The following is a 23,623-nucleotide window of genomic DNA, read 5'->3' on the forward strand; positions in this document are numbered from 1 at the left end:
TTGCCTAGTAGTCAACGATTATTTGTGCAACCTTATGCAGGCAATAGTTTCCTTTCACACTTCCTCTACTTCCACTTTCATCTTTGCTTCTTCCATTTTACTTTCATACAAACGATATTGCTTTATCACTCTCAACACTTCTGCTACACCCCAGGCCTGGGCTACGCAACCCCGTGGATGATGCGGTGGGGCAGCATCAAATATTTCAGACACGGAACCAATACATCCTTCCGCCAGGTGATAACTGAAGTCTGCGATTATTTTTTTGGCTTTGCTTTTTCCCATCAATCCATCTAATCCCACAAATTCCGGTACAGACATGATCGCATCTACATAAGGACCCAACAGCCAGCTCCACACAGTGCCCTGGTGGTACGCTGAATCCCGGTGCCATTGATCGCCGCCATACTTAGGTATATAATGAACGTCTTCAGCCGGTAAACTTCTTAAACCGACAGGTGTGTACAATTTTTCTTCCACCACCTGCAGTACTGACCTGGCTTTTTCTCCTTCTATCAAAGCAAAGGGCAGGCTGATCGCCAATAGTTGATTGGGTCTTAAAGTCGCATCTGGTTCACCGTTTTCATCGATGACATCGTATAAATAATTGCCTGTTTCATTCCAGAATTGACGGTTGAAACTGTCTTTGGCTTTTTCAGCACTGAGATTTACCACAATGGCATCATGCTCCTGTTGATTGAGCCGTAATAATTCAGCAAATATTTTTAGTGCATTGTACCAAAGAGCCTGTATCTCCACGGCCTTGCCCATTCTGGGTGTTACTACCCAGTCGCCGATCCTCGCATCCATCCAGGTCAATTGTTGTCCCTCTTCTCCAGCATACAATAAACCGTCGGTGTCCACTTTGATATTATACCTTGTGCCTTTGAAATGCCAGTCAATGATCTCTTTTAATACCGGTAATATTTCGTTTAAGATAAACTCGTTGTCCCCGGTAGCCTGCAGGTATTTATAGGTGGCTACAAAATACCACAGCGTTCCATCCACATTGTTGTATTCCGGCTCTTCACCATTATCCTGGAAGCGGTTGGGCAGCATGCCGCGACCTGTATTTTTTGCAAAAGCCAATAAGATTTTCCTGGCATCTTCATAACGTCCGGTACTGAGACAGAGGCCTGGCAAACTGATCATGGTATCACGTCCCCAATCAGTAAACCAATGATAGCCGGCGATGATGGTGGCGGCCTCCCCTAAATCCCCTCCCATGGAGGGGACTTGCGAAGACTCCGCTATTTGTATTCTGCGTTTTACAATGAATTGATCAGCGGCGAGTACTAATTGCTTTATTGTTGCATCATCCGGTTGATCGGTGAGTAGTAATTCTCTTCGCTGCCTTTCTTTTTCCATCAGCTCATCAGCATTACGACTTGCCGGGTTTTCTGTAGATACGATAATGCTCAACGAATCACCCTCCTGTAATGAGATGGAAAGAATTCCATGATTGAAAAGATCTTCCGTGTAATCCAGGCCACGGTATTGCTCTACGCTATATTGAAACTGGTTGAACCATCGCGGTGAATGCTGGTAAGCAGCACCGGGCATTTGAATATATAAATTTGTTTTACCATCCGGCACTACATGCAATAACCCATTATCAAAATTTGCATCCCAATGCATTTGAGGACCTGCCTGCTGCAGTGAATGGTATCCTCTTGCTGCAACGAGCGGTAAGAGTTCCATGGTGAACGATCCCGGTGCCTGCAACACATCATAACGAATAACGATAGTATTCTCGCCGTGTATCATCCCGATTGCCTTTTTCAAACGGATACCATTTATCTCATATGTCCATTCCGGAAAAATTTGCCTGCTAAAAAGGCTGAGATACTGATGACCTTTCGGGTGTATGATATTATCCGGGTAAAGATTGGTACCCAATTCAATTCTTTCTTCGCCGACTATAATGATTTCATCCAGTTTGGAAAGTAAAACCATTCGCTCTGTCGGTGGCACAATGGCGGCTACCAGCAAGCCATGATAGCGGCGGGTATTGCAGCCGATAATCGATGATCCCGACCAGCCACCGAGCCCGTTTGTTTCCAGCCACTCGGCCCCCTCCAAACCTTTTTGAAAATCATAAATGAATTTCATCTTCTAAATTTTATGCTGAGAAGAAAACTACAGTTGATGTGTTAGCACAGCAGATGATTGTTTAACCGCTGCCTGGCCTCCCTCTCCTTGGGAGAGGGAATGAGGGTGAGGTTTACTGATCCTATTGATCAATTCTGCAACCACACCGGTCCATCCTGTTTGATGCGAAGCTCCCACACCTCTGGCCGTGTCACCGTGAAAATATTCATAGAAAAGAACGAGGTCTTTGAAATGGGGATCATCACGATAAACAGCATAGTGATCATTAACCGGGCGGTGTCCTGTTTCATCTTGCCGGAAGGTAGACACCAGGCGTTTTGAAATTTCGTCCGCAATTTTTTGCAAGGGCATTTGATTACCTGAACCAGTTGGCAACTCAACAGTCAGTTCATCTTTGTAATACTCTGCATAATGATTGATGGCGTTGACCAATAAATAATTCATCGGCATCCATACAGGGCCGCGCCAGTTGCTGTTGCCACCAAATAAATTGCTGTTGCCTTCAGCCGGCTGATAATTCAATCCAAACTGTTGTCCATCGATATCTATAGAGTAGGGTGTTTCATGCAGTTTTGAAATGGAGCGAATACCAGCTTTGCTCAAAAACTCTTTCTCATCCAATAATGCTTTTAATAATTTTTCCAGTCTTTGCCTTGGTACCAGGGACAATAAGATGTCATCGTGATTTTTTAATTCTTCGATCACGAGGTACTGACCATTGTCCCGCCGGTAACGTTGAAACCATTTTAACCGGCGATGAAAATCGGGTAGTTTTTCCAGCAAATCTTTTTTGAGCACCATTACAGCAAACAACGTTGACAAGCCAACAAGACTGCGAACCTTTAACGGTATATATCGTCCATTGGGTAAGGAAAGCACATCGTAGAAAAATCCTTCGTCTTCATCCCAGGCGCCGGTCCAATTCTCGCCAATGCGGTTGAGTGATTCTGCAATGTAAACGAAGTGCTCAAAGAATTTTGTGGTCACATCTTCGTACCTGGGATTGTGCTGTGCAATTTCCAACGCCATCTCCAGCATGTTCAGGCAATACATCGCCATCCAACTGGTTCCATCTGCCTGCTCCAGTGTGCCGCCACCGGGTATCATATTGCTGCGGTCAAACACGCCGATATTATCCAAGCCTAAAAATCCGCCTTCAAAAACATTATTGCCCTTGTGGTCCTTGCGGTTGACCCACCAGGTAAAATTGATCAGCAGCTTTTGAAACACTCGTTCTAAAAAATCAATATCGGGTTTTCCTGTTTTTGCCTTGTCCATTTTATACACCTGCAAACAACTCCAGGCATGTACCGGCGGGTTCACATCACTAAAGGCCCATTCGTAAGCGGGTAGTTGTCCATTGGGATGCATGTACCATTCCCGCAAAAAAAGAATCAACTGGTCTTTGGCAAATTGCGGATCGATCATGCTAAGCGGTACACAATGAAAAGCGAGGTCCCACGCCGCATACCAGGGATATTCCCATTTGTCGGGCATTGAAATGATGTCTTCATTATTCAGCGTATGCCAATGATGATTGCGACCTGTCTTTCTTGACTCCGGTGGTGCTGGCTGGCCGGGATCACCATTTAACCATCGGGGTATATCAATATTAAAATACTGTTTGCTCCAGAGCATACTGGCAAAAGCCTGCCGCTGGATATTGATAAGGTCTTTGTCTTTGGCTGTTGTGATGCCTGCATAAAACTCATCCGCTTCCTCCATTCGTTGTTGAAACAGCTCATCAAATTTTTTTCCAAACGGTGATTCCTTTATTTCTTCTTTTGTCAAACGCAAATGAATAGAAGCGGATGAGTGGCCGGGAATATTGAATTCATAAACAGGAGAAAATTTGGTGCCTTCTTTTCTTTCCTGCAACCAATCGAAATTTTTATGGATGACAGCGTCATGAAAAGCATCTTTTACAAAAGGAGACGGATTGCGCTGACCGTATAATCGCTCTGTATTGGTTTCATTCTCCGTAAACAGGCAATGATCAGTCTTTTCAAAATAAAAATGATAGAGACCATTTTGTTCATGCGTAATAGTTGCTGCACCATGTTCATTCGTTAACTCAGCTAACCGGATCGATGGTTTCTTTTTCATCAACCCAAAACTCCAGAGGTTGCGCAGCCACAAAGTGGGCAACAAAGCTATATAAGCATTTTCGCTGCCGCGGTTGTGGACAGTAATGCGGATGCCAATATCTTCTGCATTATTTTTTGCATATTCTGTAAATACATCAAAGTATTTGCCTTCGTTAAAGACACCGGTATCCAGCAATTCATATTCCGGTTCATACCGTGACCGGTTGCGGTTGGTGTTTACCAGGTCTGCATAGGGATATGCAGCCTGCGGATATTTGTACAGGTGCTTCATATAAGAATGGGTCGGCGTGCTATCCAAGTAATAATAGAGCTCTTTCACATCCTCACCGTGATTGCCTTCGTTGCCCGTCAGGCCAAACAATCTTTCTTTCAATATGGGATCTTTTCCATTCCACAAAGTCAATGCAAAACAGATACGCTGCATTTCATCGCTAATGCCGGCAATGCCATCTTCACCCCAGCGATATACTCTCGACCTCGCATGGTCATGCGGAAAATGATCCCATGCATTTCCATACTCACTATAATCTTCCCGCACGGTGCCCCATTGACGTTCGCTGAGATAAGGTCCCCATTTTTTCCAGTGGTTATTTTTTAATCGAACCTGTTCTGCATTCATGGTAAATGATTTTTTATTTTTATGTAGCCGGCTTCAGTTATTCTATTCAGCTTCGTTGCGTCGCACACTTCAACTTCCTGTTCGCTATTCGGCCTCACCCTCCTTCTCCCTCTCCCAAAGAGAGGGAGCGGAACTGAATTACTAATCCAAACTTTATAACTACCATATCATCATTATCTCTCTATTCAACATTTTCGAAGACTCGGATAATTTTTTAAGTCGCCGAAAAGCAAGGGCTGTGTTTTGCAAGTCTCCCCTTTAGGGGACAGGGGGTTTTACCCATTATCCTCAAACCCCGGATACAATGTCATGCCACCATCTACAAACAAGGTTGTTCCGTTTACATAATCAGCATCATCGCTTGCCAGCCACACGGCCGCTTTACCAATATCTTCCACTTGTCCCACTCTTTTTTGCGGGATCAGTTTCAATAGATTTTGTAAATGCTCGGCGGTGTCCCATGCATCATGATTGATAGGTGTTGCAATAGCACCGGGAGCAATGGAATTGATACGAATTTTCTTCGGGGCAAATTCCTGTGCAATGGTTTTCATCATCAGGTTTACACCGCCTTTGCTGGCGGCGTAGTTGGCATGGCCTGCCCAGGGAATTACTTCATGTACACTACTCATACAAATAATTTTACCGGCACTCTTTGATTTGCCATTGACCCCGCGGCGCAAAAATTCCTTGATGGCTTCCCTGGCACATAAAAATTGCCCGGTGAGGTTTACGCCCAGCACAAAGTTCCATTGATCCAATGTCATTTCCGTAAATGGCGCATCTTTTTGTAAACCGGCATTGTTCACCAGTATATCTACCGTTCCAAACTGGCCGATCACATCGGCAAACATTTGTTGAACATCTGCTTCTTTACTGACATCTGCCTGGTAGCTGATCGCTGTTCCGCCATTGGCGGCTATTTCATCTACTACCTGTTGCGCCATTGCTTTGGTAGAAGCAACCGGGTAGTTTACTACGACTGTAGCGCCGGCTTTTGCCAACTCTTTGGCACAGCCGGCGCCAATACCGCTGCTGGCGCCTGTTACAATGGCGATTTGTCCGTCCAGTTTTTGTTTCATTTGTATATTTTTCATTGTTTTTTGGCCAAATGCCCGCCTGACCGGACGGGCAGGGAATTCGCCATAAAAATTTTCATCGCGGTTGGTATGAATTTGCCCGAAAATTTTTATGGCTCATTTCATCTGTTTTTTGATTGAGTTAATTGCTTAAAATGTTGAAAGGAATATGCCTGGAGGAACTCTTTTTTCCCTCGATTACTTTTTTGATCAGCGAGATTTCAAAATCGGCAACCAGGTTGGTATAATGTTGAAATACTTCTTTGGCGCTGGAATCGGTGACATATTTGCCGGCGCCATCCTTGCGGCTATCTTCCGCCATATAGTAGAAATAATCTGCAGATTGTAAACGTCCCCAAATATCAGCGGCCCTTTTATCCGTTGATTGCAGTACCAGGTTTTCGATGCTGTAAATTTTTTTCAGCGTATTATTCTGCATGACGTTTTCACACCAAACACAACTTGAACTGGACCGGTCTTCCCATGAAATAGTTTGCGGAACATCGTACAATCCTTTCGGGTATTTTTCTTCGAGTATATTAACCGGTGTAGAAAAAGAAAAGTTGTTGTTCGCCAATACGGCTGCAGGCAGTGAAGCGAGAAAATCGAAAATACCTGTTTCACTTTTTTTGTGTACTCCAAATGTTTCGTAGTCCATGAAAAGATTGATCACATCCGGATCGGCCGGGTGGTGATGCAACCATTCGGCAAACTTATCGGCCGTCAACGGATGCTCTGTCCAGTTAGCATCGCCAAAACGAAAAGCTATATCATCGGATAAAGTGACATTGCGCAGTAATACATACAAATCCTCATTTCCCGGTGCTGCATATACCAGGTTGCAGTCACGTCCCTGTAATATTCTTTCGGCCCCTTCACACAAAACGGCTTTGAATCCCATGCCCGCTGCGAGTTTAGCAATTCGGTTGTTATGGATAAGTTCTGTATTCCTGAAAATAACGGGATCGCTGTCAAAAAGAGTATTGATCAGCTCACAGTGTTTGTGAACCTGGCGTTGAAACTCTGCTATCGAATAAAGGGAACTCAGGGAATGGTAATAAGTCTCTGCTGTAAACTCCACGCAGCCGGTAGCAGCGAGTTCCCTGAATGATTGTATTACATCAGGCCGGTATTGTTGAATAAGCTCCAGCACAGTCCCACTGAGCGAAAAGCTGCAGCGAAATTTTCCTTTTTGTTGTCGGATCTGCTGGTATATGATTTCATTAGCCGGTAGCCAGCATTCATTAGCCAGCCGGTTAATGTTTTCTTCATCTGCTGCGGCATCTTCGTAGCAATGACAGGCATCAATATCTTTCGCCTCATATTTTTTCAGGCGATACGGTTGATGCACTTTGAAGTATAAGCATACTGATACCATTCGATTTGTTTTAAATACCGAAATAGAATTGTGAGTACTGAATTGGAATGGTGAGTAACCAGGAATTTTTTTTTTACTTGTCACCCTGATCAATCAATTCATCACGATGCATAGTAAGCAGGATTAACATGGCAAAAATTGCGGGCAGGGGAGTTACTTACTATTCTCATTTCTTCTCATCACTTGTCAATGTAAAACTAATACCGCGTGAACAGGTTCGCTGTCGTGCTATTTACATTCCTAACAAGTTTGTTGACTTTTTTTTCACTTCTCACTTCTAGTTCCACGCAACAGGGTTATTCAATTCAATTGATTTGCGATTGTAGCATAAGAGACCGGAACTGCGGAGTTCATTCAACAGCATATTTACGCTCTGGCGGGAGGTAGCGATAAAGCCGGCGATATCGCTATGCGTAAGATAATTATTCAGGATGATCTTATCGCCCTTACGATTACCATCGGTGCGGGCCCAATTTTTAATGAAACGTATCAACCTGTCTTTTGTATCAAGAAATACCAGGTCGGCATGTCGGGTTTCCAGTCGTTGTAATTTACTGGTCACTTTCCGGGCATAGTTTAATATCATCTGTGGATTATCTTCCAGTATGCGCCTGAAATCGCTGACATGAAAAGTACAGATAACCGTATTTGCCGTTAATGCTTCAGCACACTCGTCGCTGGTAAGAAGGCCTTCCAATCCCAGGTCGCCAAAGATGTCCGGTTCAGTAAGAATATCCTTTACTAATTCATTTTCCATGGCGCCGTTGTCAGTGATCTTTACTTTTCCTTTTACCAGGAAATGTATTTTGCTAAAACCTGTTTCGCCATAGCCGATGATCTCACCGCGGTATACGGTTTTCATTTTTGCCAGCGAGGCGGCGACTTGCAATTTTTGTTCTGGTAAAGAAGCCAGTAGTGGATGATTCTTCAGATAGAAGTATTTCATTTCGTCAGACATGGTAAAGTGGTTTTAAGATTTTCAATAAATATTTAGTAAGTGGTTAATGCATTTTCAATTTTAGAGATCATTACATTTTTGGGTGTAAGACCTGTTACATGGTCGATTACTTCGCCACGGCGGAAAAAAAGAATGGTGGGAAATTCCATTACACCGTATTCACGATCAATACCGGTTTCTTTTTCTACATCCACGGTATAAAAATCAGCCTGCCCTTTATAGGATTTTGCCAGCTCTTCATAGATCGGGGAAATGATCTGGCAGGCGCCGTTCCATTCTATTTTAAATTGTACCAATGTTAACCCGGTGCTGTTGACTACTTCCTGTTTGAAGGCTTTCCTGGAGATCATTTTATTCATGAGTTTTTGTTTTGTCTGTGACTATTAGCCAACCGGCGTGCCAGAAAAAAATAGGTGTCGTGGTATGTTTCATGAAAGCCTTTGCCGCAAAGGATTTCAAGGTTTTTTTCTGTGAAATTTTTCCAGGCCAAAGACGCCCTGTTTTTCCCAAAATTTTGGGATTGTCCCGAAATATTGGGAGGCCCTGTTGGGAGAAAATTTTTTATTTACACAGGTAAATCCCGGGGACTAAAAAAATCGTATTAGCCATATGATTTGTCTTTCGGCTCTTTCAATTCATTTAACAACTAAAACCCCGGGGTTGTCAATCAGCCGACAGGAGACGGGACCGACGATTGCTAGTTTTGAGAAATAAAAATCAGACATGAACAAACAATTTTATTTGACGCTGGTCCTGACAGGATTTTTTATTTCCCTTTTTGGCCAGGAACCTTCTGCTCTGCGAAAAAGGCAGTTTAACCTGGAAGATAATATTGCAATAGAGGGTTATGATCCTGTAGCTTATTTCAAAAACAACAAGGCTACTAAAGGCAAGAAAGAATTTGCGGTCAGCCACCAGGGGGTGATCTATTATTTTGCTTCCGCTGAAAACAAAGAGGAGTTTAAAAAAACACCAGGCCGTTACGAACCCGAGTATGGCGGCTGGTGCGCCTATGCTATGGGTGCAAAGGGAGAAAAAGTGAGTGTAGACCCCGCCACATATAAGATCGTCAACGGTAAGCTTTATCTTTTTTACAATAGCTTTCTCAACAATACGCTGAAGAGCTGGAATAAGGATGAAGCACACCTAAAGACCGAAGCGGATAAGAACTGGAAAAAAATCTATCATTAATCATTCAATACCATAACCAATGAACTGGACTATCGCCGGGATCTGGGCTTTGCGAATACTTGCCGCCCTGATCCTTTTGCAAACCTTATTTTTTAAGTTCTCCGGAGCGGAAGAATCGATATATATCTTTTCTACGCTGGGTATGGAACCATGGGGCCGTATCGGCACGGGTGTACTGGAGCTGATAGCTTCAGTGCTTATTTTGTATCCCAGGACAACTTTTATTGGAGCGGCCCTGGGGGCAGGACTGATGGCAGGTGCCCTGTTCTTTCATCTGGCAAAGTTGGGCATTGCGGTACGGGGTGATGGGGGCCAGTTATTTATTTATGCATTGCTGGTGTTTATGAGCTGTCTTGCTTTAATGATCATTTACAAAAAAGAACTGAATAATATTTTCAAATTAATCTTACATAAACCATTTAATCTATGAAAGGGATATTGATGACGATGATAGGCGCAGTACTTTTTTTAGCTGCCTGTGTCAAGGAAAATACTCCGGAAATTCAGTTGGATAACAACGTAGACACTACGATTGCAATACCACAGAATAACGGTAACTTCATGAACGGGCCGTATGGGTCAGTATCTGGTATGGCGACCGTCTATAGAAAGAACGATTCATTGCTTCTTGCATTGACTAATATGTCCATTTCAAACGGACCGGATCTCCACGTGTATATTTCCAAAGAAGTGCAACCGGCCAACTTTATAGATTTGGGCAGCCTTCAATCCACCAAAGGGAACCAATTATATGTCATTCCCGGCAATCCTGATTTTTCCCAATATAAATATGCACTGATCCATTGCAAAAAATATAATCATCTTTTCGGCAGTGCGGAATTAAAATAGGAAAATAAAAACCATAGATCATAAACCATAAACTCATAGTATGCTGCTAAAACAACCCATTCAAAATGTATTTGTGCAGTTGTCTGAGTCGCTGCACCAGTTATCGGATGCCGAATATTCACAGCCGAGTAAAATATTATTCAATGCCAGCATCGGGCAACATGTGCGGCACATTATTGAACTGTTTCTCTGCCTGGAAAAAGGCTACGAAACCGGTGTGGTGAATTATGAAAAAAGGAAAAGAGATTACCAGATCGAAACGAGTAAGGGTATCGCGGCCGAATTGCTGAAAGACATTTATCACCGGATCGACAGGCCGAATATTGACCTGGTGATGGAAGCGGAAGACTATGAAGATAGCGAAACAGTGATTGCTATTCCCAGCAACTACTATAGAGAAATAGCCTATAACCTGGAGCATACCATACATCACATGGCACTGATCCGGGTAGGCATCAACGAGGTTTCAGCTATTCAACTGCCGGATGATTTTGGTGTTGCTTACTCAACTATAAAATTCAGGAAACAATGTGCACAGTGACTTATATACCGTGCAGGGAAAAATATTTCATCACCTCTAACCGGGACGAGAAATATAGCCGCAGCACCGCGATAGCGCCTGTGGTTTATGAGGTCAACCAGCGAAAACTCATCTTTCCCAAAGATGCGGATGCCGGTGGAAGCTGGATTGCCCTGGATGAAAATGGTAATACAGCGGTTTTATTGAACGGCGCATTTGAGAAGCATGAGCCAACTCCGCCTTACAGGCAAAGTCGTGGCCAGGTTTTTTTGGCCATCGTTACTGCTCAAAAACCGGTTTTGCATTTTCAAGTGGTTGATTTATCAGGAATCGAACCGTTTACTATTATTATTCTCGACAGGCATCATTTACACGAATGCAGGTGGGATGGCGCGGACAAATACAGCAAGCAGTTAAAAAAACACCAGCCCTATATTTGGTCTTCTGTGACTTTATACGACAGTGATACAATAGAGAAAAGGGAAAAATGGTTCGTTGATTTTTTGAAACTTCATGGAGAGCCAACACAGAAAGATATTTTGGAGTTTCATCGTTTTGCCGGGGATGGAGATCCGGATAATGACTTGCTGATGGAAAGGGATGGTATGTTTTCAACAGTAAGTATCACCAATATTTTATTAACAAGCGACCGGGCCAGTATGAAATATATTGACATAAAAAACAATCGTACAACAGAACGAAAGATTGAACTTCTCAACACAATGGAAATGGCATGATCCGAAAAATTTTATACCGGCCTTTTTTTATACGCCTGCTGCATTGGGAATATTGGCCCTTTCATGTGGTGTATGGGCCCATGTATGTTTACTGGCTGATGCTTTGCGCCAGGTCCCGCTCATTCTTTTTTTTCAATACGGCAAATCCATCGATCATCAATGGGGGCTTCCTGATGGAATCCAAAAAAGCGATCTATGATCTGATACCAGGGGATTATTATCCTAAAACCATATTGTTTAAGGCTGGTGCCAGCGAAGAAAATATTTTACTTACGATCAGCGAACAGCAACTCCGGTTTCCACTGGTAGGTAAACCCGATATTGGCATGCAGGGCAAGGGCGTCAAAAAGTTGCACAATGCCAGCGAACTCTTTGCTTATGCATCGTATTCAAAAGTTGATTTTTTGGTTCAGGAGTTTGTGCCGTATGAAAATGAGTTGGGAATTTTTTATTATCGGTATCCGGACCAAACCCGGGGTCGCATTTCCGGCATTGTAGAGAAAGAATTTTTATCTGTTACCGGTGATGGCATTTCCAGTATTGAAACATTATTGCGAAAAGAAAAGCGATATGTGCTCCAGTTGGATGAGCTTCGAAAAACTTATGGTGGAAAATTAAATGAAGTGCTGGCACATGGCGAAAAATTCCTGCTGGTGCCCTATGGCAACCACGTTCGGGGTGCTAAATTTTTGGATTCAAGTCACCTGGCAGACGAGAAACTCCGCGGAGTGATTGACGAAGTTTGTCAACAGGTAGAGGGCTTTTATTTTGGTCGCCTGGATATTCGCTACAATACCCTGGAAGAATTGAGGGAAGGGAAAAATTTTTCAATCATAGAACTAAACGGCGCCGGTAGCGAACCTACACATATGTATGACCCCGGGCACAGCATCTTTTTTGCCTGGAAAGAAATTATCCGCCATTGGAACATCTTATCCCGTATCAGCCGCATCAATCACCGCTTGCTGCAAAAGCCCTATATGAAAATGACAGATGGTCTTGAAATGCTGAAGGCGAATAAACGCTATGTAAAACTGATCAACGGTCATGAACGACAAAGGGCCTGACTAAAGAGAACAGAGTTTCATTTTTTTTTATGACACCGATATGCACCCTCCGATTTGTGGGGATAATAATTTTTATTCTGCTTGCATTTAGCATCAGCAATCACTAAGCATTGAATCGATTCGACATTTGAACCAGTAAAATTTTCAGTGAATAATCAATGGTGTTTGATTCAACAAAATGTTTTGGGAAGATAAACCACGGGGTCAAAGAGCCGCTGAGATACACAGGGATATTTCAACCTGTCTCTTACGTGTAGTTCAATCAAACTATGCAAGCAGTTCGGCGTAAGTTTCACGCAGAGAACGCAAAGGGGCAGTGACGCAAAGGGTCACGATTCAAATAATCTTTGTGTCCCGGTGACTTTGTGCCTCCTGTGGTTCAAAAATATTCTTACCTAAACGACAGTGAATGCGCAATGTTCAATAATAAAAGTGACCTTTAAAAATATTGCTCGTTAGCGATTAGGAGTTTCTCTTTTAATTCCCAGCTTCTTCATCCTTGCTTCAAGGGTGGTGGCATTAAGCCCTAATATTTTTGCCGCGCCTTTCTCACCACTTACTTTCCAGCCTGTTTTTTTGAGTATTTCGATGATATGTTCTTTTTCTACATCCTCCAATCTTGCGGTGGTACTAGTAGCGCCATTAGTCGAATCATCCATTTTTTCAGTGGGTATCCAATCGCCATACTCCAGCGAACCATTGCGGCTTAAGATCATGGCCCGTTCAATAATATTTTCCAATTCACGGATATTGCCCGGCCAATCATAAGCCATCAGCGCTTCAATGACATCGGCGGGTACATTGGTAACCTTCTTACCGATCTTGCCTTCATGTTTTTGGCAAAAATGTTTTATCAATAATGGAATGTCTTCTTTTCTTTTTCGAAGCGGAGGGCAGATGATAGGAAAAACATTCAGGCGATAGTAGAGATCTTCCCGGAATTCTTTTTTTTCAATAGCCTGTTGCAGGTTGCGGTTGGTGGCGGCGATCACCCTCACATTCACCTTCATTGTTTTTGGATTGCCTAATCTTTCAAATTCTCCTTCCTGCAATACCCGGAGCAGTTTGGCCTGCAACTCAACCGGCAATTCACCGATCTCATCTAAAAAAATAGAACCGCCATCAGCCAGTTCAAAACGTCCGATCTTTCTTTCCATGGCGCCGGTAAAAGCGCCTTTTTCGTGACCAAACAATTCACTCTCGATCAGGTTAGCCGGTAACGTAGCACAATTTACTTTTACCAACGGCCGCTTGCTGCGGTTGCTTACATTATGCACGGCCCGTGCTATTAACTCTTTACCCGTACCGGATTCTCCCAATATCAACACCGTGGAGTCAGTTGCTGCAACCTGTTCGATCTGTTGTAATACTTTTTGAAAATTGTTGCTCTTGCTGATGATCTCTTCAAAATTGTAAGTCAGCTTTATTTCTTCCTGCAGGTATTTATTCTGCGCCTGCAATCTTGCCTGTTCCTGCTCCATCAACACCTTGTCGGTGATATCGACAAACATAGTGCGGGTAAATTGCCCGCCTGCATCCGGGTTTGACCACCATTGTATCCAGATAGGTTTGCCATTGTCTTTTCGTCTCAGTTCGAGAACAACACCACTCGTATCAGTGCCTCTGCCAATCGAGTCGAATGCTTCTTTCAATCTCCGCTGTGCATCCGGGGTATCAGGCGCCAATGTCTTTCCATATGTATAAGGGACCTCGTCCGGTCTAACTCCCAATATGCGCAAAGCGGCACGATTAGCTTTGATAAATTTTGAATCCAGCCCTTCATGAACATAGGCAATGGGTGCTTCTTCAAAAAGATCACGGTAGCGTTGATCACTTTCTTTCAGCAATACCTGCAGTTCGGCATTGGCGATTTTTAATTTCTCTTCAGCTTTCATTCTTTCCATTTCAGCGCCGATACGGGCTGCAAATATTTTCAGAATGGAAGTTTGATTTTTTTCGGTGGTTACAGGTTGGGGATCCAGGGCCAGGATATGTCCTATCACTTCGCCGGTTTTACTGCTATAGATCGGTACGCCAACAGCTGATTCAATTCCTTTTTCTTTGGGATAATTCAATTGCACATCACGGGCCATAAAAAATTCTCTTCCCGTCATAATGATTTCGCAGGGAATGCCCGCAGTATCGTATTCTATATTATCCAGGATTTTTTCGCCATCAACATAACAGAGAGTTCGCAACCTTGTTTTTTCTTCGTTGGCACATTCGGTAATTAATGCATAACGCATCTTTAGCGTGATGGTTATATGCCTTGCCAGTTCTACTAAAAAATCTTCGCCGGTCAATCCGGAAGTGGCTTCTGAAACAGTGCGAAGCAGTTCCTCTTCCATTTTTCTTTGGCGAATGTCTCTTACCGTGCTGCAGAAGTACTCATGCCCATCATGTTCCAAAAAATTATTCGTCACTTCAACCGGGTAGCGCCGGCCGTCTTTCGATTGGTGTTCTGTTTCCAGCACCTGGTGGCCAAGCTGCTTTGTTTCTTTCCAATGTGCATCCCACTCTTCCCGGGTTAATGTGGGGTTGACGTCAAATACCGTCATTTTATGCAACTCGTCTTCACTATATCCTGTTTCCCTGGAGACGGCAGCATTTACCCGGATAAACTTTCCATCGCTGTTTAACCAGTACACTTGTTCCCGGAGATTTTTTAACGTGGTATCATACAATTCAATTTCGTATAATCGCTGGTGGAGCTCCGCATTTTTTTTCTCAAGTTTTTTTTCGGCTTTCATCCTCTCAATTTCGGCGCCAATGCGGGAGGCAAAAATTTTGAGGATTGTAGTTTGATTACTTTCTTCTGTAACGGGCTGTAAGTTGGAAATGATAATGTGGCCAATAATCTTGCCCGTCACGGAGCTATGGATGGGTACACCTGTAGCGGCCTCAATGCCCCGGGCTTCCGGAAATTTTTTATAGACATCCTTTGGTACAAAAATTTCTTTTCCCTGCAGGATGAGTTCACAGGGACGGCCAGTAGTGTCGTATTCGATATTATCCATAACGGAGTCGCCGTTGACCATGCACAGTGTTCTTACCTGTGTGCTGCCTTCCTCAGTACACTCAGCGATCAACGCAAACTGCATGTTTAGTGCCCGGGTGAAATTGCGGCAAAGCTCTTCCAGTAAATCTTTACCTGCCAGGCCGGATGTGGCTTCGGAAATTGTATGCAAAATATCAGGCTTCTTGTTGGCGGCGGCTTTGGCCATAGATCAGGTTTCAAAAAAGATTGCCTTATAAAGTTAATGAATGTGGAAATGTAGCAACAAGGATTGATTCAAATTGTCACTTTAACGACAATGGGATAAAATGAGGTGCCGGGAGCAGTGAGTATCAATTCAACTTCTGATACATAATGTATGCGTTGGTCAGCCCCTTTTCAATATGATCAAAGGCTTCTGGTATCTCGCCGATAATTTGAAAGCCGATGGTTTTCCAAAGTTGTATCGCTGCATCATTTGATTTTACCACCAGGTTAAACTGCATGGCTTTATTACCCAGTTTTTTGGCTTCTGCCAACGAGTATTCACCCATGAATTTGCCAATGCCTTTTCCCGATTTGGCCGGTGACACGGCATAGCCGGCATTGGCAATGTGGGAACCCAATCCCGGTTGATTGTCCTGTATAAAAAAAGTACCTGCGATTTCACCCTCATCCACCGCTACGTAGGTGTGTTTGTCAAGGCCACACCAATAGCTTATCCTTTCTTTTTTAGTGGATGCGGGTGAACAGGCAAATGAATCTCCTTTTCGAATGATCTTTTCCAAAATTTCCCAAACCTTATCATAGTCTGCGGCTTTCACTTTTCTTACCTGCAACATCCCGTTTATTTTTAAGCGTAAGTAAAATTAAACACAGTTGACACAGTTAAATGTCCACGGGTAAATTTCAAGAATTTATAAATAGAGCATTGCCGAAAGAATCGCCGAAGGAGGTAAATGAATCGCCGAAATAGCTGTCATAATTGCCGGCTATGAAAAATGCTTTATATCGCCAATGATTAGGCATGATTGTGGAGGCATTTGCAGGATGCCAAAGAGGTGACGCCGAAGATGCGCTGGCTGCAACTCATAATCTTTAAATTTGTCAAATTAATTCATCAAAATATGTCAATCGTGAATAAAGCATTGCCAGGCCTTGTTATAGCCACCAGCTTTTTTTTAACCGCCTGTGGTAATCAGAGTCAGCAGGAAAAGGAAAGCAAACAGGTAACGACGGATACAAGTTCCACCCATGTGTCTGTGGAAACAAAAAAAGCCAACACGGATTATAAACCAGCATTTGCCGGGCAGACAAGAATTGCAGCGGTAAAAACAAAATCCGCTTTTGAAGCTAAAATAATTACCAAAGAATTGAAAATGCCCTGGGGAATCACCTCACTTCCGGATGGCCGGTTTTTGATAACAGAAAAGGAGGGAACAATGCGTATAGCCAGCGCCGATGGTGCTACCAGTGCACCTATTACCGGTATACCTGCCGTTGATGCCAGCGGACAGGGTGGCTTGTTAGGATTGACCATTGATCCTGATTTTTCGAGCAACAGAATGGTATATTGGTCTTTTTCTGAAAAGAAAGCCGGTAAAAATCTTACAGCGATAGCCAAAGGAAAATTATCAGCCGACGAGAAAAAAATAGAAAATGCTATGGTTATCTATAGGGCAGAACCAGCTTATGATGGCAGTTTGCATTACGGTGGCAGAATTCTTTTTGATAAAACAGGCAACCTGGTCATCAGTACCGGCGAAAGATCTGATAAAGAAACAAGACCACAGGCACAGGATATTAAGTCAGCATTAGGAAAAATCATTCGCATTACAAAGGATGGACAACCTGCAGCCGGTAATCCATTTGCGAACAATTCAGCAGCGAGGCCTGAATTGTATTCATACGGTCATCGCAATGTGCAGGGCTTAGCATTTCATCCTGTTACCGGTGATTTATGGGAAACAGAGTTTGGTCCAAGAGGTGGTGATGAGGTAAACCGCGTTGAACCCGGCAAAAACTATGGCTGGCCTAATATCACCTATGGAATTGAATATAGTGGTGAAAAGATTGGTGACGCCATTCAGCAAAAAGAAGGCATGGAACAACCGGTATATTATTGGGACCCGGTGATATCACCAAGCGGCATCACTTTTTATAGCAGTGATAGCATTCCTGAATGGAAAAACAATTTATTCATTGGTGGTTTAAGCAGTACCCATATTGCCCGGTTGGTAATTGAGAATAATAAAGTGGTGGGTGAAGAAAGATTATTATCCGAAGAAGGACAACGCTTCAGGGATATAACGCAAGGAAAAGATGGTGCTTTATATGCGATTACGGACGGTGGCAGATTGTACAGGATCAGTAAGAAATAAAACCGATTTTACCTGATATTGATAACAAGAGCCTTTCATTAAAGGCTCTTGTTATTTTAAAAAATTTGATTGATAAATTGTGTCACCCATTCGGGGTTTTCGTTCATAAATAAGGTTTTAATGGTTTGTTTGTTAATTGACACGGTAAAAATGTTTCAAAAGCAAAGGTGGTACAATCGCCGATCCCGTGTGATTTGTTACTGAAAGCGGTGAAGGGAGAGATTACGACAATGATGGAAACAAACAAATGTTTATTGAATGGGCAAAAAAATCAGGAAAACCTTGCTATTTTCTGCCAGCAAATCCGATCTTAATTAATAATTTGCCTTCTACAGTTCATCCCAAAAAATAACAATTCATCGTCAATAATAACAATTCATGCTGCGCCTGAAGCCTGTGCGGGGTTCAAAAAGATAATTTAGATATACAGCGCATGAGTGAGTTATTTTACAATATGAAGGCATTGAGCTACAGTAGTAAAGAAAAGCTAATAGGTGTTTTGATCATACCGCCGGTAGCCATTGTGATCAACTATTTTGTATTTGGGGCGATCTATTTTGAGAAATGGCGTTATTTCCTGGTCCCCACTTTAGTCACCAGCATCGTCGTGTTGATCATTTATATACTCTGTGGGATGATCGCCACGATACTGCTGAATCGTTTCCCTGAATATCACCAGACATTTAAGCGAATAGGTATTGAACTGCTTTGCTTTGTAGGTATAATGGCAGCCGCCATCACTATTTTGTTTTTCGGCTATGAGTATATCGACATACAGGGCATGCCGGTAAAAATGGAAAACTATTGGTGGGTGGTGATCGTAGGTGCTACCTGCAACCTGCTTGCCACCAGCTTTAATGAAGGTGCCGCCTTTTTTGAAAAATGGCGGGAGGTGGTGGATGAGTCGGACCAACTAAAAAGAGAAAATCTGCAAAGCCAGTTGGAAGGATTGAAGGGACAGGTGAACCCGCATTTTCTTTTTAATAGTTTGAATTCCCTTTCCTCGCTTATCAGTGTTGATCCTGACCAGGCAGAAAAGTTTTTGGATGAGATGAGTAAGGTGTACCGTTACCTGCTCCGAACCAACGAAGAAGGGCTTACGACACTTGAAGCCGAAATGCAATTCATCCATTCTTATTTTCACCTGCTAAAGACAAGATATGGTGATGGGCTTGAGATGGAGATCCGTATCAATGATAAATACAGTAGCTATCAGCTGCCGCCGCTCACCCTGCAAATGCTGGTGGAAAATGCCGTCAAGCATAATATGATCTTAAAGGACAGTCCGCTTCATATCCTGATTATGACGACCAATAGCGGTAAGCTGGTGGTCACGAATAACCTGCAGCGGAAAGACCGCATGGTGTCTTCCAATAAGGTGGGACTAACCAATATTGTAAAAAAATATCGCCTGATGAAAAAGGAGGAGATCAGTGTGCGGGACGACGGTAAGGAGTTTGCTGTAGTTGTTCCGTTGATACAACCTTAGGCATAACTTGTTTCCGGTTTCCTGTTGCTGGTAACCCAGAATTAAGACTCGCGGACTCAAGGTCAGACCTCATACTTCCTGCCTTTACAACTCATACCGGAAAAAATCAGTTCATCCTTAGAATATAGCAAATAAAAGGTGTTGCTGTTTTGTAATAGGTTTGGTTGAAGTATCTTGCTGAAACACACAAAAACTGAGCTATGAAAGTATTAATCATCGAAGACGAGGAGTTGGCAGTCAAGAAACTTCGTAAAACCCTGGAAAGTGTTGACAGTTCTGCTGAAGTAGTAGGCGTGGCCGACAGTATCCGTTCCTCTGTAAGCTGGTTGGAACAAAATCCAACTCCCGACCTGATCCTGATGGACATCGAGCTGGCCGACGGGCAGAGCTTCGAGATATTCGATAAAATTGAAGTGAAAAGCACTGTTATTTTCACTACTTCCTACGACGAATATGCGTTAAAAGCGTTTAAGGTAAACAGTGTGGACTATCTGCTGAAGCCTGTGCAAAAAGAGGACTTACAGACTGCGTTGAATAAGCTGAAAAACCTGCAATCCATGTATGGCAGCAATAATACCCCGGCTGATCCACTGAATGTAGACAGCCTGGTAAAAGAGTTAAGACAAAAATTGCAACCCAAAGAATTCCGCAAACGGTTTTTAGTAAAACATGCCCAAAAGCTCATTAGCATTGAAGTACAGGACATCGCTTATTTTTATAGCGACGGGCGGCTCAACTTTTTCAAGACCAATGACAATAAAAAATATGTAGTGGATTATACCATGGATGAACTGGAAGATATGCTGGATCCGGACCGGTATTTCCGCATCAGCCGTTCCTTCTATGTTTCCATTGGCAGCATCGACCAGATACATGATTATTTTGGCAACCGGCTTTTATTAAATCTTAAACCGGCAGTGGATAAAGAATCGATCGTAAGCCGTGAAAAAGTAGCCGACTTTAAAAAATGGATGGGGAAATAGCAAGAGAGATTGTTACTAGTTACCGGTTACCGGAAACTGGCAACCGGTAACATTTTCTTATATATTCATTTCCAACTTCACAATACTCCCTGTATTCATATTCGACTCAATGTAAAAAGAAGCATCGATAGCTGATGCACGACGGCGCATGTCGCTGATGCCGCGGCCCAGTACACCAGTCTCCAGGTCAAAGCCTTTTCCATCATCTTCTACCAGCATGATCAGTTTATTATTCCGAAGCCGAAGACTAAGTTGAATATGTTTAGCCAATGAATGACGGGCAGCGTTAGTAACCGCTTCCTTAAAGATGGATAGTAATTCATAACGGTATTCCATATCCAGCTTCAGTTTCATCACCTGCTGCTCAATATCAAAAACAACGGTTACATCGTACGAATTTTCGATCTCTGCGGCGAACTCCCGCATGCGGGCAATGGTATCGGGTAAATTGTCATTGCCGGGATTAATGCTCCACACCATATCATACATCGCCTGTACCATCCGGTTGCTGGCATCACTGATCTGGCCGATATATTCTTTGGTACGGGCGGTGTCGGTGTCAATTTTGTTTTTAGCCAGCTCACTGGAGATATTAATGCTGCTTAATGAATTACTCATGTCTTCGGTAAGACTGGTAGCAATCCTGGTACGGATACTTTCTGTGGCTCTTATCTTTTGTGTTCGCTGTTTATCGATCCAATAAAATAAACCCACTGTGGCAAAGACCGCCAGGCCAAGAAACCACCAGGTACGCCAAAACGGGGGTTTTATTTTCATCACCAACCGGGTAATGTTTTTCGAAGGATTTCCTTCTGCATCTTCTGCTTTTACCAAAAAAGTGTAATTACCCGCCGGTAAATAAGAATAGACAGCCTGGTTATTATTGTCGGCCACGATCCAATCCTTATCAAGACCCTGCAACATGTATTTGATGATATATGCACGGCCATAACCCAATCCCGAGAACTCAACGGTAATAGAATTCTCTTCCGGCCCCAGTGTTACCTGGTCGTTTTTCATCAGCGAGTCTACCAGCAACGGTTTATTGCGCAATTTAAAACCAGTGATCACAATATCTGGCGCGGGATCGTTCAGCATCACTTTCAAGGGATCAAAAAGGATAAGCTGGTTATCAGTGCCAAACACCAACCGTCCGCTCGGTAGCTTGTAAGATGCGGCCGTCACGAAATGATCATTCATCATGCCATCGATACGGTCAAAATGAATAAATATTTTATTGCGCGGGTTGAGACGGTATAGTCCATCACTCAACGACAGCCAGATATAACCATTCTTATCTTTTTCTACAGCAGCAAGATTGCTGGTACTGGATTGAGGCAATTGGATGGTCTTCGTGATCTTTCCTCTTTTTGTATTAAAAAGATGAACACCTTTAGCCGCAATGACGATGGTTGAATCATCATATTGTGTAATACCCGGCGCCCAATCGCCTAACAATCTTCTTTCAGGTGGTTCTGTCATGCTTAAATGAAAAACGATTTTATCGGTGACAGGGTCAATGGCATAAACACCAAAGTTGGAAGTGCCTACCCACACAAATCCCTTGCTGCAGACAAATATTTTCAAGATCTGGTTGACGGGAATGGCATCAAATGCCTTTACACCATCATCAAATCTTTTTTGACCGTTGGTTGCTGTCCATTTAAAAAGGCCTAAGCTTTGTGTTCCCATCCACAGGTTGCCAAACCTGTCTGCTGCTACTTGCCTTACCGTCCTGTTTTTCATGATTGGCGGATTGTAAGCGGTAACTGCTTGCGTAGTTTGGTTCAATGCATAAATGCCGGGCTGCGCTGCCATCCAAATGGTATTACTGTCGGGTGATAAACACATGCTCCATACCCATGGTGGGGCTTTCTCATCAATGCCCCGAATATTTAGTGGCAACATCCTGTAGTTACTATCAAAGCGATAAAGTCCGTCGCCCCAGGCCCCTGCTAATAAGGTTCGTTGTTTTGTCAAAATAAACGACATCATCGCACCTTTACCCGGTAACCTGGTAGAGCGGTTGATATGACGGATATTGGAAAAAAATTGCTCTGCAGGATTGAAAGAATACAAGCCATTGTTGTTGGTGCAAACCCAAATATTACGGTCACGGTCCTCGAAAAAATCATTGACCCGGTCATAATCGATGCTTTGTTCATTTTGATAGCCATTATAGACCTGTTGAAATTTTCTTTCCTTTTCAATATAACGGGCAAAAACATTTAGTCCCTTTATCCAGATGGTGCCATCTTTTTGTTGTAGTAATCCCCGGAGCTCGTGATATCCATCAATGATCGGAACAAAGCTGTACTTATTCAGAACAATTTCTTTTTTCTTCAGATCAAACACAAAAAGACAGGCTGCGCCCAGCCAGGCATCAAACCAAAGCCGTTCCTGTTTATCGATCATGATGCGGGTGGCGCCCGGCACATCACCCAACGAATCGATGATGGCTTCTTTGGCAACATTGTGTCCTTTATAGCTTAATTGTTTTGTTTGGTCATCGTATACAGCTAATCCTTTGGGGCCAGCGATCCAATATTTTTTAGTACCCCGTTGTTGTATGCACCAGGACGTTTGCCAATCGGGTGGTAAGGGGATAAAATTATGAGCCGATGAAAATTCACGGTTGACTTCGCTCCATGTGACAAAGGCGAGATGGGCATAAATGATATATAAATGACCTTCTTCATCCATGGTCAATACCCGCTCAGCAGGCAGGATGTTTTTATCTTTTACTCTTACCGGCATCTCCTCATATTTAAATGTTTTGGTATTAAATCTGCCCACTTTACCATCTCCGGTCAGCAGCCATAAATTCTTTTTTTTATCAAGGAGCAACTGTACAATATAATTGTTGGGGATGGAGGCCGGATCCTCTTTCTGATGAACAAAGTTTAAGTATCGCTGCCCATCGAAACGTTGTAAGCCCCGGTTGGTACCTACCCATATAAATCCCTGTTCATCCTGCAGGCTGGCGGTGGCTTCATTGGAAGCCAGGCCTGATGATACACCGTAGTGAGTGAAGGAGTATTGCCTCTCCTGTTGAGCACCGGCAGTGATAGCCAGCCATAACAAACAAAAAATATGCAGCCAATATTTTTGCAACAGCAGGAATTTGATATTCCCAAATATAACCAATGATGCTACA

At 43.2% G+C, this 23,623-nt stretch carries 18 protein-coding genes; 9 read left to right on the forward strand and 9 right to left on the reverse strand.

Annotated features, from left to right (window positions below; genetic code table 11):
- Positions 1-54: 54 nt before the first annotated feature.
- The 6 genes from P2W73_RS02295 to P2W73_RS02320 all read right to left on the reverse strand — a co-directional run bounded on the left by P2W73_RS02295 (position 55) and on the right by P2W73_RS02320 (position 8,613).
- Positions 55-2,112 carry an amylo-alpha-1,6-glucosidase gene (locus P2W73_RS02295; RefSeq protein WP_276500362.1) on the reverse strand — a complete coding sequence of 686 codons (2,058 nt, stop codon included), beginning with the start codon at positions 2,110-2,112 and terminating at the stop codon, positions 55-57.
- A 27-nt stretch (positions 2,113-2,139) separates the two neighbouring features.
- Positions 2,140-4,839: an MGH1-like glycoside hydrolase domain-containing protein gene (locus P2W73_RS02300; RefSeq protein ID WP_276500363.1), complete on the reverse strand. Its 2,700-nt coding sequence runs from the start codon at positions 4,837-4,839 to the stop codon at positions 2,140-2,142.
- 275 nt (positions 4,840-5,114) lie between these two features.
- A complete protein-coding gene (locus P2W73_RS02305; RefSeq protein WP_276500364.1) occupies positions 5,115-5,936 on the reverse strand; it encodes an SDR family oxidoreductase in 822 nt (273 codons plus the stop codon).
- A gap of 124 nt (positions 5,937-6,060) precedes the next feature.
- The gene (locus tag P2W73_RS02310) at positions 6,061-7,296 is read right to left on the reverse strand and encodes a glycoside hydrolase family 57 protein (RefSeq protein WP_276500365.1); all 1,236 of its coding nucleotides are present in this window, start codon (positions 7,294-7,296) and stop codon (positions 6,061-6,063) included.
- A 277-nt stretch (positions 7,297-7,573) separates the two neighbouring features.
- Positions 7,574-8,254 carry a Crp/Fnr family transcriptional regulator gene (locus tag P2W73_RS02315; RefSeq protein WP_276500366.1) on the reverse strand — a complete coding sequence of 227 codons (681 nt, stop codon included), beginning with the start codon at positions 8,252-8,254 and terminating at the stop codon, positions 7,574-7,576.
- A gap of 32 nt (positions 8,255-8,286) precedes the next feature.
- Complete coding sequence (locus P2W73_RS02320) at positions 8,287-8,613, reverse strand: thioredoxin family protein (protein ID WP_276500367.1); 327 nt, start codon at positions 8,611-8,613, stop codon at positions 8,287-8,289.
- A 364-nt stretch (positions 8,614-8,977) separates the two neighbouring features.
- On the opposite strand from P2W73_RS02320, the gene P2W73_RS02325 reads away from it, so the two are divergent.
- Genes P2W73_RS02325 through P2W73_RS02350 form a run of 6 tightly spaced genes read left to right on the forward strand, consistent with a single transcriptional unit; the run spans position 8,978 to position 12,618 of the window.
- Positions 8,978-9,445, forward strand: a complete 468-nt coding sequence (locus tag P2W73_RS02325; protein WP_276500368.1) for a YHS domain-containing (seleno)protein — start codon at positions 8,978-8,980, stop codon at positions 9,443-9,445.
- A gap of 19 nt (positions 9,446-9,464) precedes the next feature.
- Positions 9,465-9,875, forward strand: coding sequence for a DoxX family protein (locus tag P2W73_RS02330; protein ID WP_276500369.1), 411 nt, complete (start codon positions 9,465-9,467; stop codon positions 9,873-9,875).
- Entirely contained in the window at positions 9,872-10,294 is a 423-nt protein-coding gene (locus P2W73_RS02335) for a DM13 domain-containing protein (RefSeq protein WP_276500370.1), read from the forward strand. The genes P2W73_RS02330 and P2W73_RS02335 overlap by 4 nt, the downstream gene beginning before the upstream one ends.
- A gap of 40 nt (positions 10,295-10,334) precedes the next feature.
- Complete coding sequence (locus tag P2W73_RS02340; protein WP_276500371.1) at positions 10,335-10,835, forward strand: DinB family protein; 501 nt, start codon at positions 10,335-10,337, stop codon at positions 10,833-10,835.
- A complete protein-coding gene (locus tag P2W73_RS02345) occupies positions 10,823-11,551 on the forward strand; it encodes an NRDE family protein (protein WP_276500372.1) in 729 nt (242 codons plus the stop codon). The genes P2W73_RS02340 and P2W73_RS02345 overlap by 13 nt, the downstream gene beginning before the upstream one ends.
- Positions 11,548-12,618 (forward strand): ATP-grasp domain-containing protein, encoded by a 1,071-nt coding sequence (locus P2W73_RS02350; protein WP_276500373.1) that lies wholly within the window; start codon positions 11,548-11,550, stop codon positions 12,616-12,618. Before P2W73_RS02345 ends, P2W73_RS02350 begins: the two co-directional genes overlap by 4 nt.
- A 455-nt stretch (positions 12,619-13,073) precedes the next feature.
- Here the strand turns inward: P2W73_RS02350 and P2W73_RS02355 are convergent, their stop codons facing one another.
- Both P2W73_RS02355 and P2W73_RS02360 read right to left on the reverse strand, forming a co-directional pair.
- The gene (locus P2W73_RS02355) at positions 13,074-15,842 is read right to left on the reverse strand and encodes a sigma-54-dependent Fis family transcriptional regulator (RefSeq protein WP_276500374.1); all 2,769 of its coding nucleotides are present in this window, start codon (positions 15,840-15,842) and stop codon (positions 13,074-13,076) included.
- 124 nt (positions 15,843-15,966) lie between these two features.
- On the reverse strand, positions 15,967-16,455 hold the full coding sequence (locus tag P2W73_RS02360; RefSeq protein WP_276500375.1) for a GNAT family N-acetyltransferase: 489 nt from the start codon (positions 16,453-16,455) through the stop codon (positions 15,967-15,969).
- A 285-nt stretch (positions 16,456-16,740) separates the two neighbouring features.
- Between P2W73_RS02360 and P2W73_RS02365 the strand changes: the two genes are divergently transcribed.
- The 3 genes from P2W73_RS02365 to P2W73_RS02375 all read left to right on the forward strand — a co-directional run bounded on the left by P2W73_RS02365 (position 16,741) and on the right by P2W73_RS02375 (position 20,466).
- Positions 16,741-17,994 (forward strand): PQQ-dependent sugar dehydrogenase, encoded by a 1,254-nt coding sequence (locus tag P2W73_RS02365; RefSeq protein WP_276500376.1) that lies wholly within the window; start codon positions 16,741-16,743, stop codon positions 17,992-17,994.
- A gap of 433 nt (positions 17,995-18,427) precedes the next feature.
- On the forward strand, positions 18,428-19,483 hold the full coding sequence (locus P2W73_RS02370) for a sensor histidine kinase (protein WP_276500377.1): 1,056 nt from the start codon (positions 18,428-18,430) through the stop codon (positions 19,481-19,483).
- A gap of 200 nt (positions 19,484-19,683) precedes the next feature.
- Positions 19,684-20,466 carry a LytR/AlgR family response regulator transcription factor gene (locus P2W73_RS02375; RefSeq protein WP_276500378.1) on the forward strand — a complete coding sequence of 261 codons (783 nt, stop codon included), beginning with the start codon at positions 19,684-19,686 and terminating at the stop codon, positions 20,464-20,466.
- Positions 20,467-20,523: 57 nt separating this feature from the next.
- On the opposite strand, the gene P2W73_RS02380 is transcribed toward P2W73_RS02375, so the two are convergent.
- The gene (locus tag P2W73_RS02380) at positions 20,524-23,580 is read right to left on the reverse strand and encodes a ligand-binding sensor domain-containing protein (protein WP_276500379.1); all 3,057 of its coding nucleotides are present in this window, start codon (positions 23,578-23,580) and stop codon (positions 20,524-20,526) included.
- Positions 23,581-23,623 lie beyond the last annotated feature (43 nt).

This window comes from Terrimonas pollutisoli (assembly GCF_029360765.1).
In the GTDB taxonomy this organism is placed as follows: Bacteria; Bacteroidota; Bacteroidia; order Chitinophagales; family Chitinophagaceae; genus Terrimonas_B; species Terrimonas_B pollutisoli.

Excerpts from the sequence above, each read along its gene's own strand:
- P2W73_RS02295 (WP_276500362.1), bottom strand. The coding sequence starts at position 2,112 with ATGAAATTCATTTATGATTTTCAAAAAGGTTTGGAGGGGGCCGAGTGG.
- P2W73_RS02370 (WP_276500377.1), top strand. The coding sequence starts at position 18,428 with ATGAGTGAGTTATTTTACAATATGAAGGCATTGAGCTACAGTAGTAAA.
- P2W73_RS02375 (WP_276500378.1), top strand. The coding sequence starts at position 19,684 with ATGAAAGTATTAATCATCGAAGACGAGGAGTTGGCAGTCAAGAAACTT.
- P2W73_RS02355 (WP_276500374.1), bottom strand. The coding sequence starts at position 15,842 with ATGGCCAAAGCCGCCGCCAACAAGAAGCCTGATATTTTGCATACAATT.
- P2W73_RS02340 (WP_276500371.1), top strand. The coding sequence starts at position 10,335 with ATGCTGCTAAAACAACCCATTCAAAATGTATTTGTGCAGTTGTCTGAG.
- P2W73_RS02360 (WP_276500375.1), bottom strand. The coding sequence starts at position 16,455 with ATGTTGCAGGTAAGAAAAGTGAAAGCCGCAGACTATGATAAGGTTTGG.
- P2W73_RS02320 (WP_276500367.1), bottom strand. The coding sequence starts at position 8,613 with ATGAATAAAATGATCTCCAGGAAAGCCTTCAAACAGGAAGTAGTCAAC.
- P2W73_RS02345 (WP_276500372.1), top strand. The coding sequence starts at position 10,823 with ATGTGCACAGTGACTTATATACCGTGCAGGGAAAAATATTTCATCACC.
- P2W73_RS02365 (WP_276500376.1), top strand. The coding sequence starts at position 16,741 with ATGTCAATCGTGAATAAAGCATTGCCAGGCCTTGTTATAGCCACCAGC.
- P2W73_RS02330 (WP_276500369.1), top strand. The coding sequence starts at position 9,465 with ATGAACTGGACTATCGCCGGGATCTGGGCTTTGCGAATACTTGCCGCC.
- P2W73_RS02335 (WP_276500370.1), top strand. The coding sequence starts at position 9,872 with ATGAAAGGGATATTGATGACGATGATAGGCGCAGTACTTTTTTTAGCT.
- P2W73_RS02325 (WP_276500368.1), top strand. The coding sequence starts at position 8,978 with ATGAACAAACAATTTTATTTGACGCTGGTCCTGACAGGATTTTTTATT.
- P2W73_RS02310 (WP_276500365.1), bottom strand. The coding sequence starts at position 7,296 with ATGGTATCAGTATGCTTATACTTCAAAGTGCATCAACCGTATCGCCTG.
- P2W73_RS02305 (WP_276500364.1), bottom strand. The coding sequence starts at position 5,936 with ATGAAAAATATACAAATGAAACAAAAACTGGACGGACAAATCGCCATT.
- P2W73_RS02300 (WP_276500363.1), bottom strand. The coding sequence starts at position 4,839 with ATGAATGCAGAACAGGTTCGATTAAAAAATAACCACTGGAAAAAATGG.
- P2W73_RS02350 (WP_276500373.1), top strand. The coding sequence starts at position 11,548 with ATGATCCGAAAAATTTTATACCGGCCTTTTTTTATACGCCTGCTGCAT.
- P2W73_RS02315 (WP_276500366.1), bottom strand. The coding sequence starts at position 8,254 with ATGTCTGACGAAATGAAATACTTCTATCTGAAGAATCATCCACTACTG.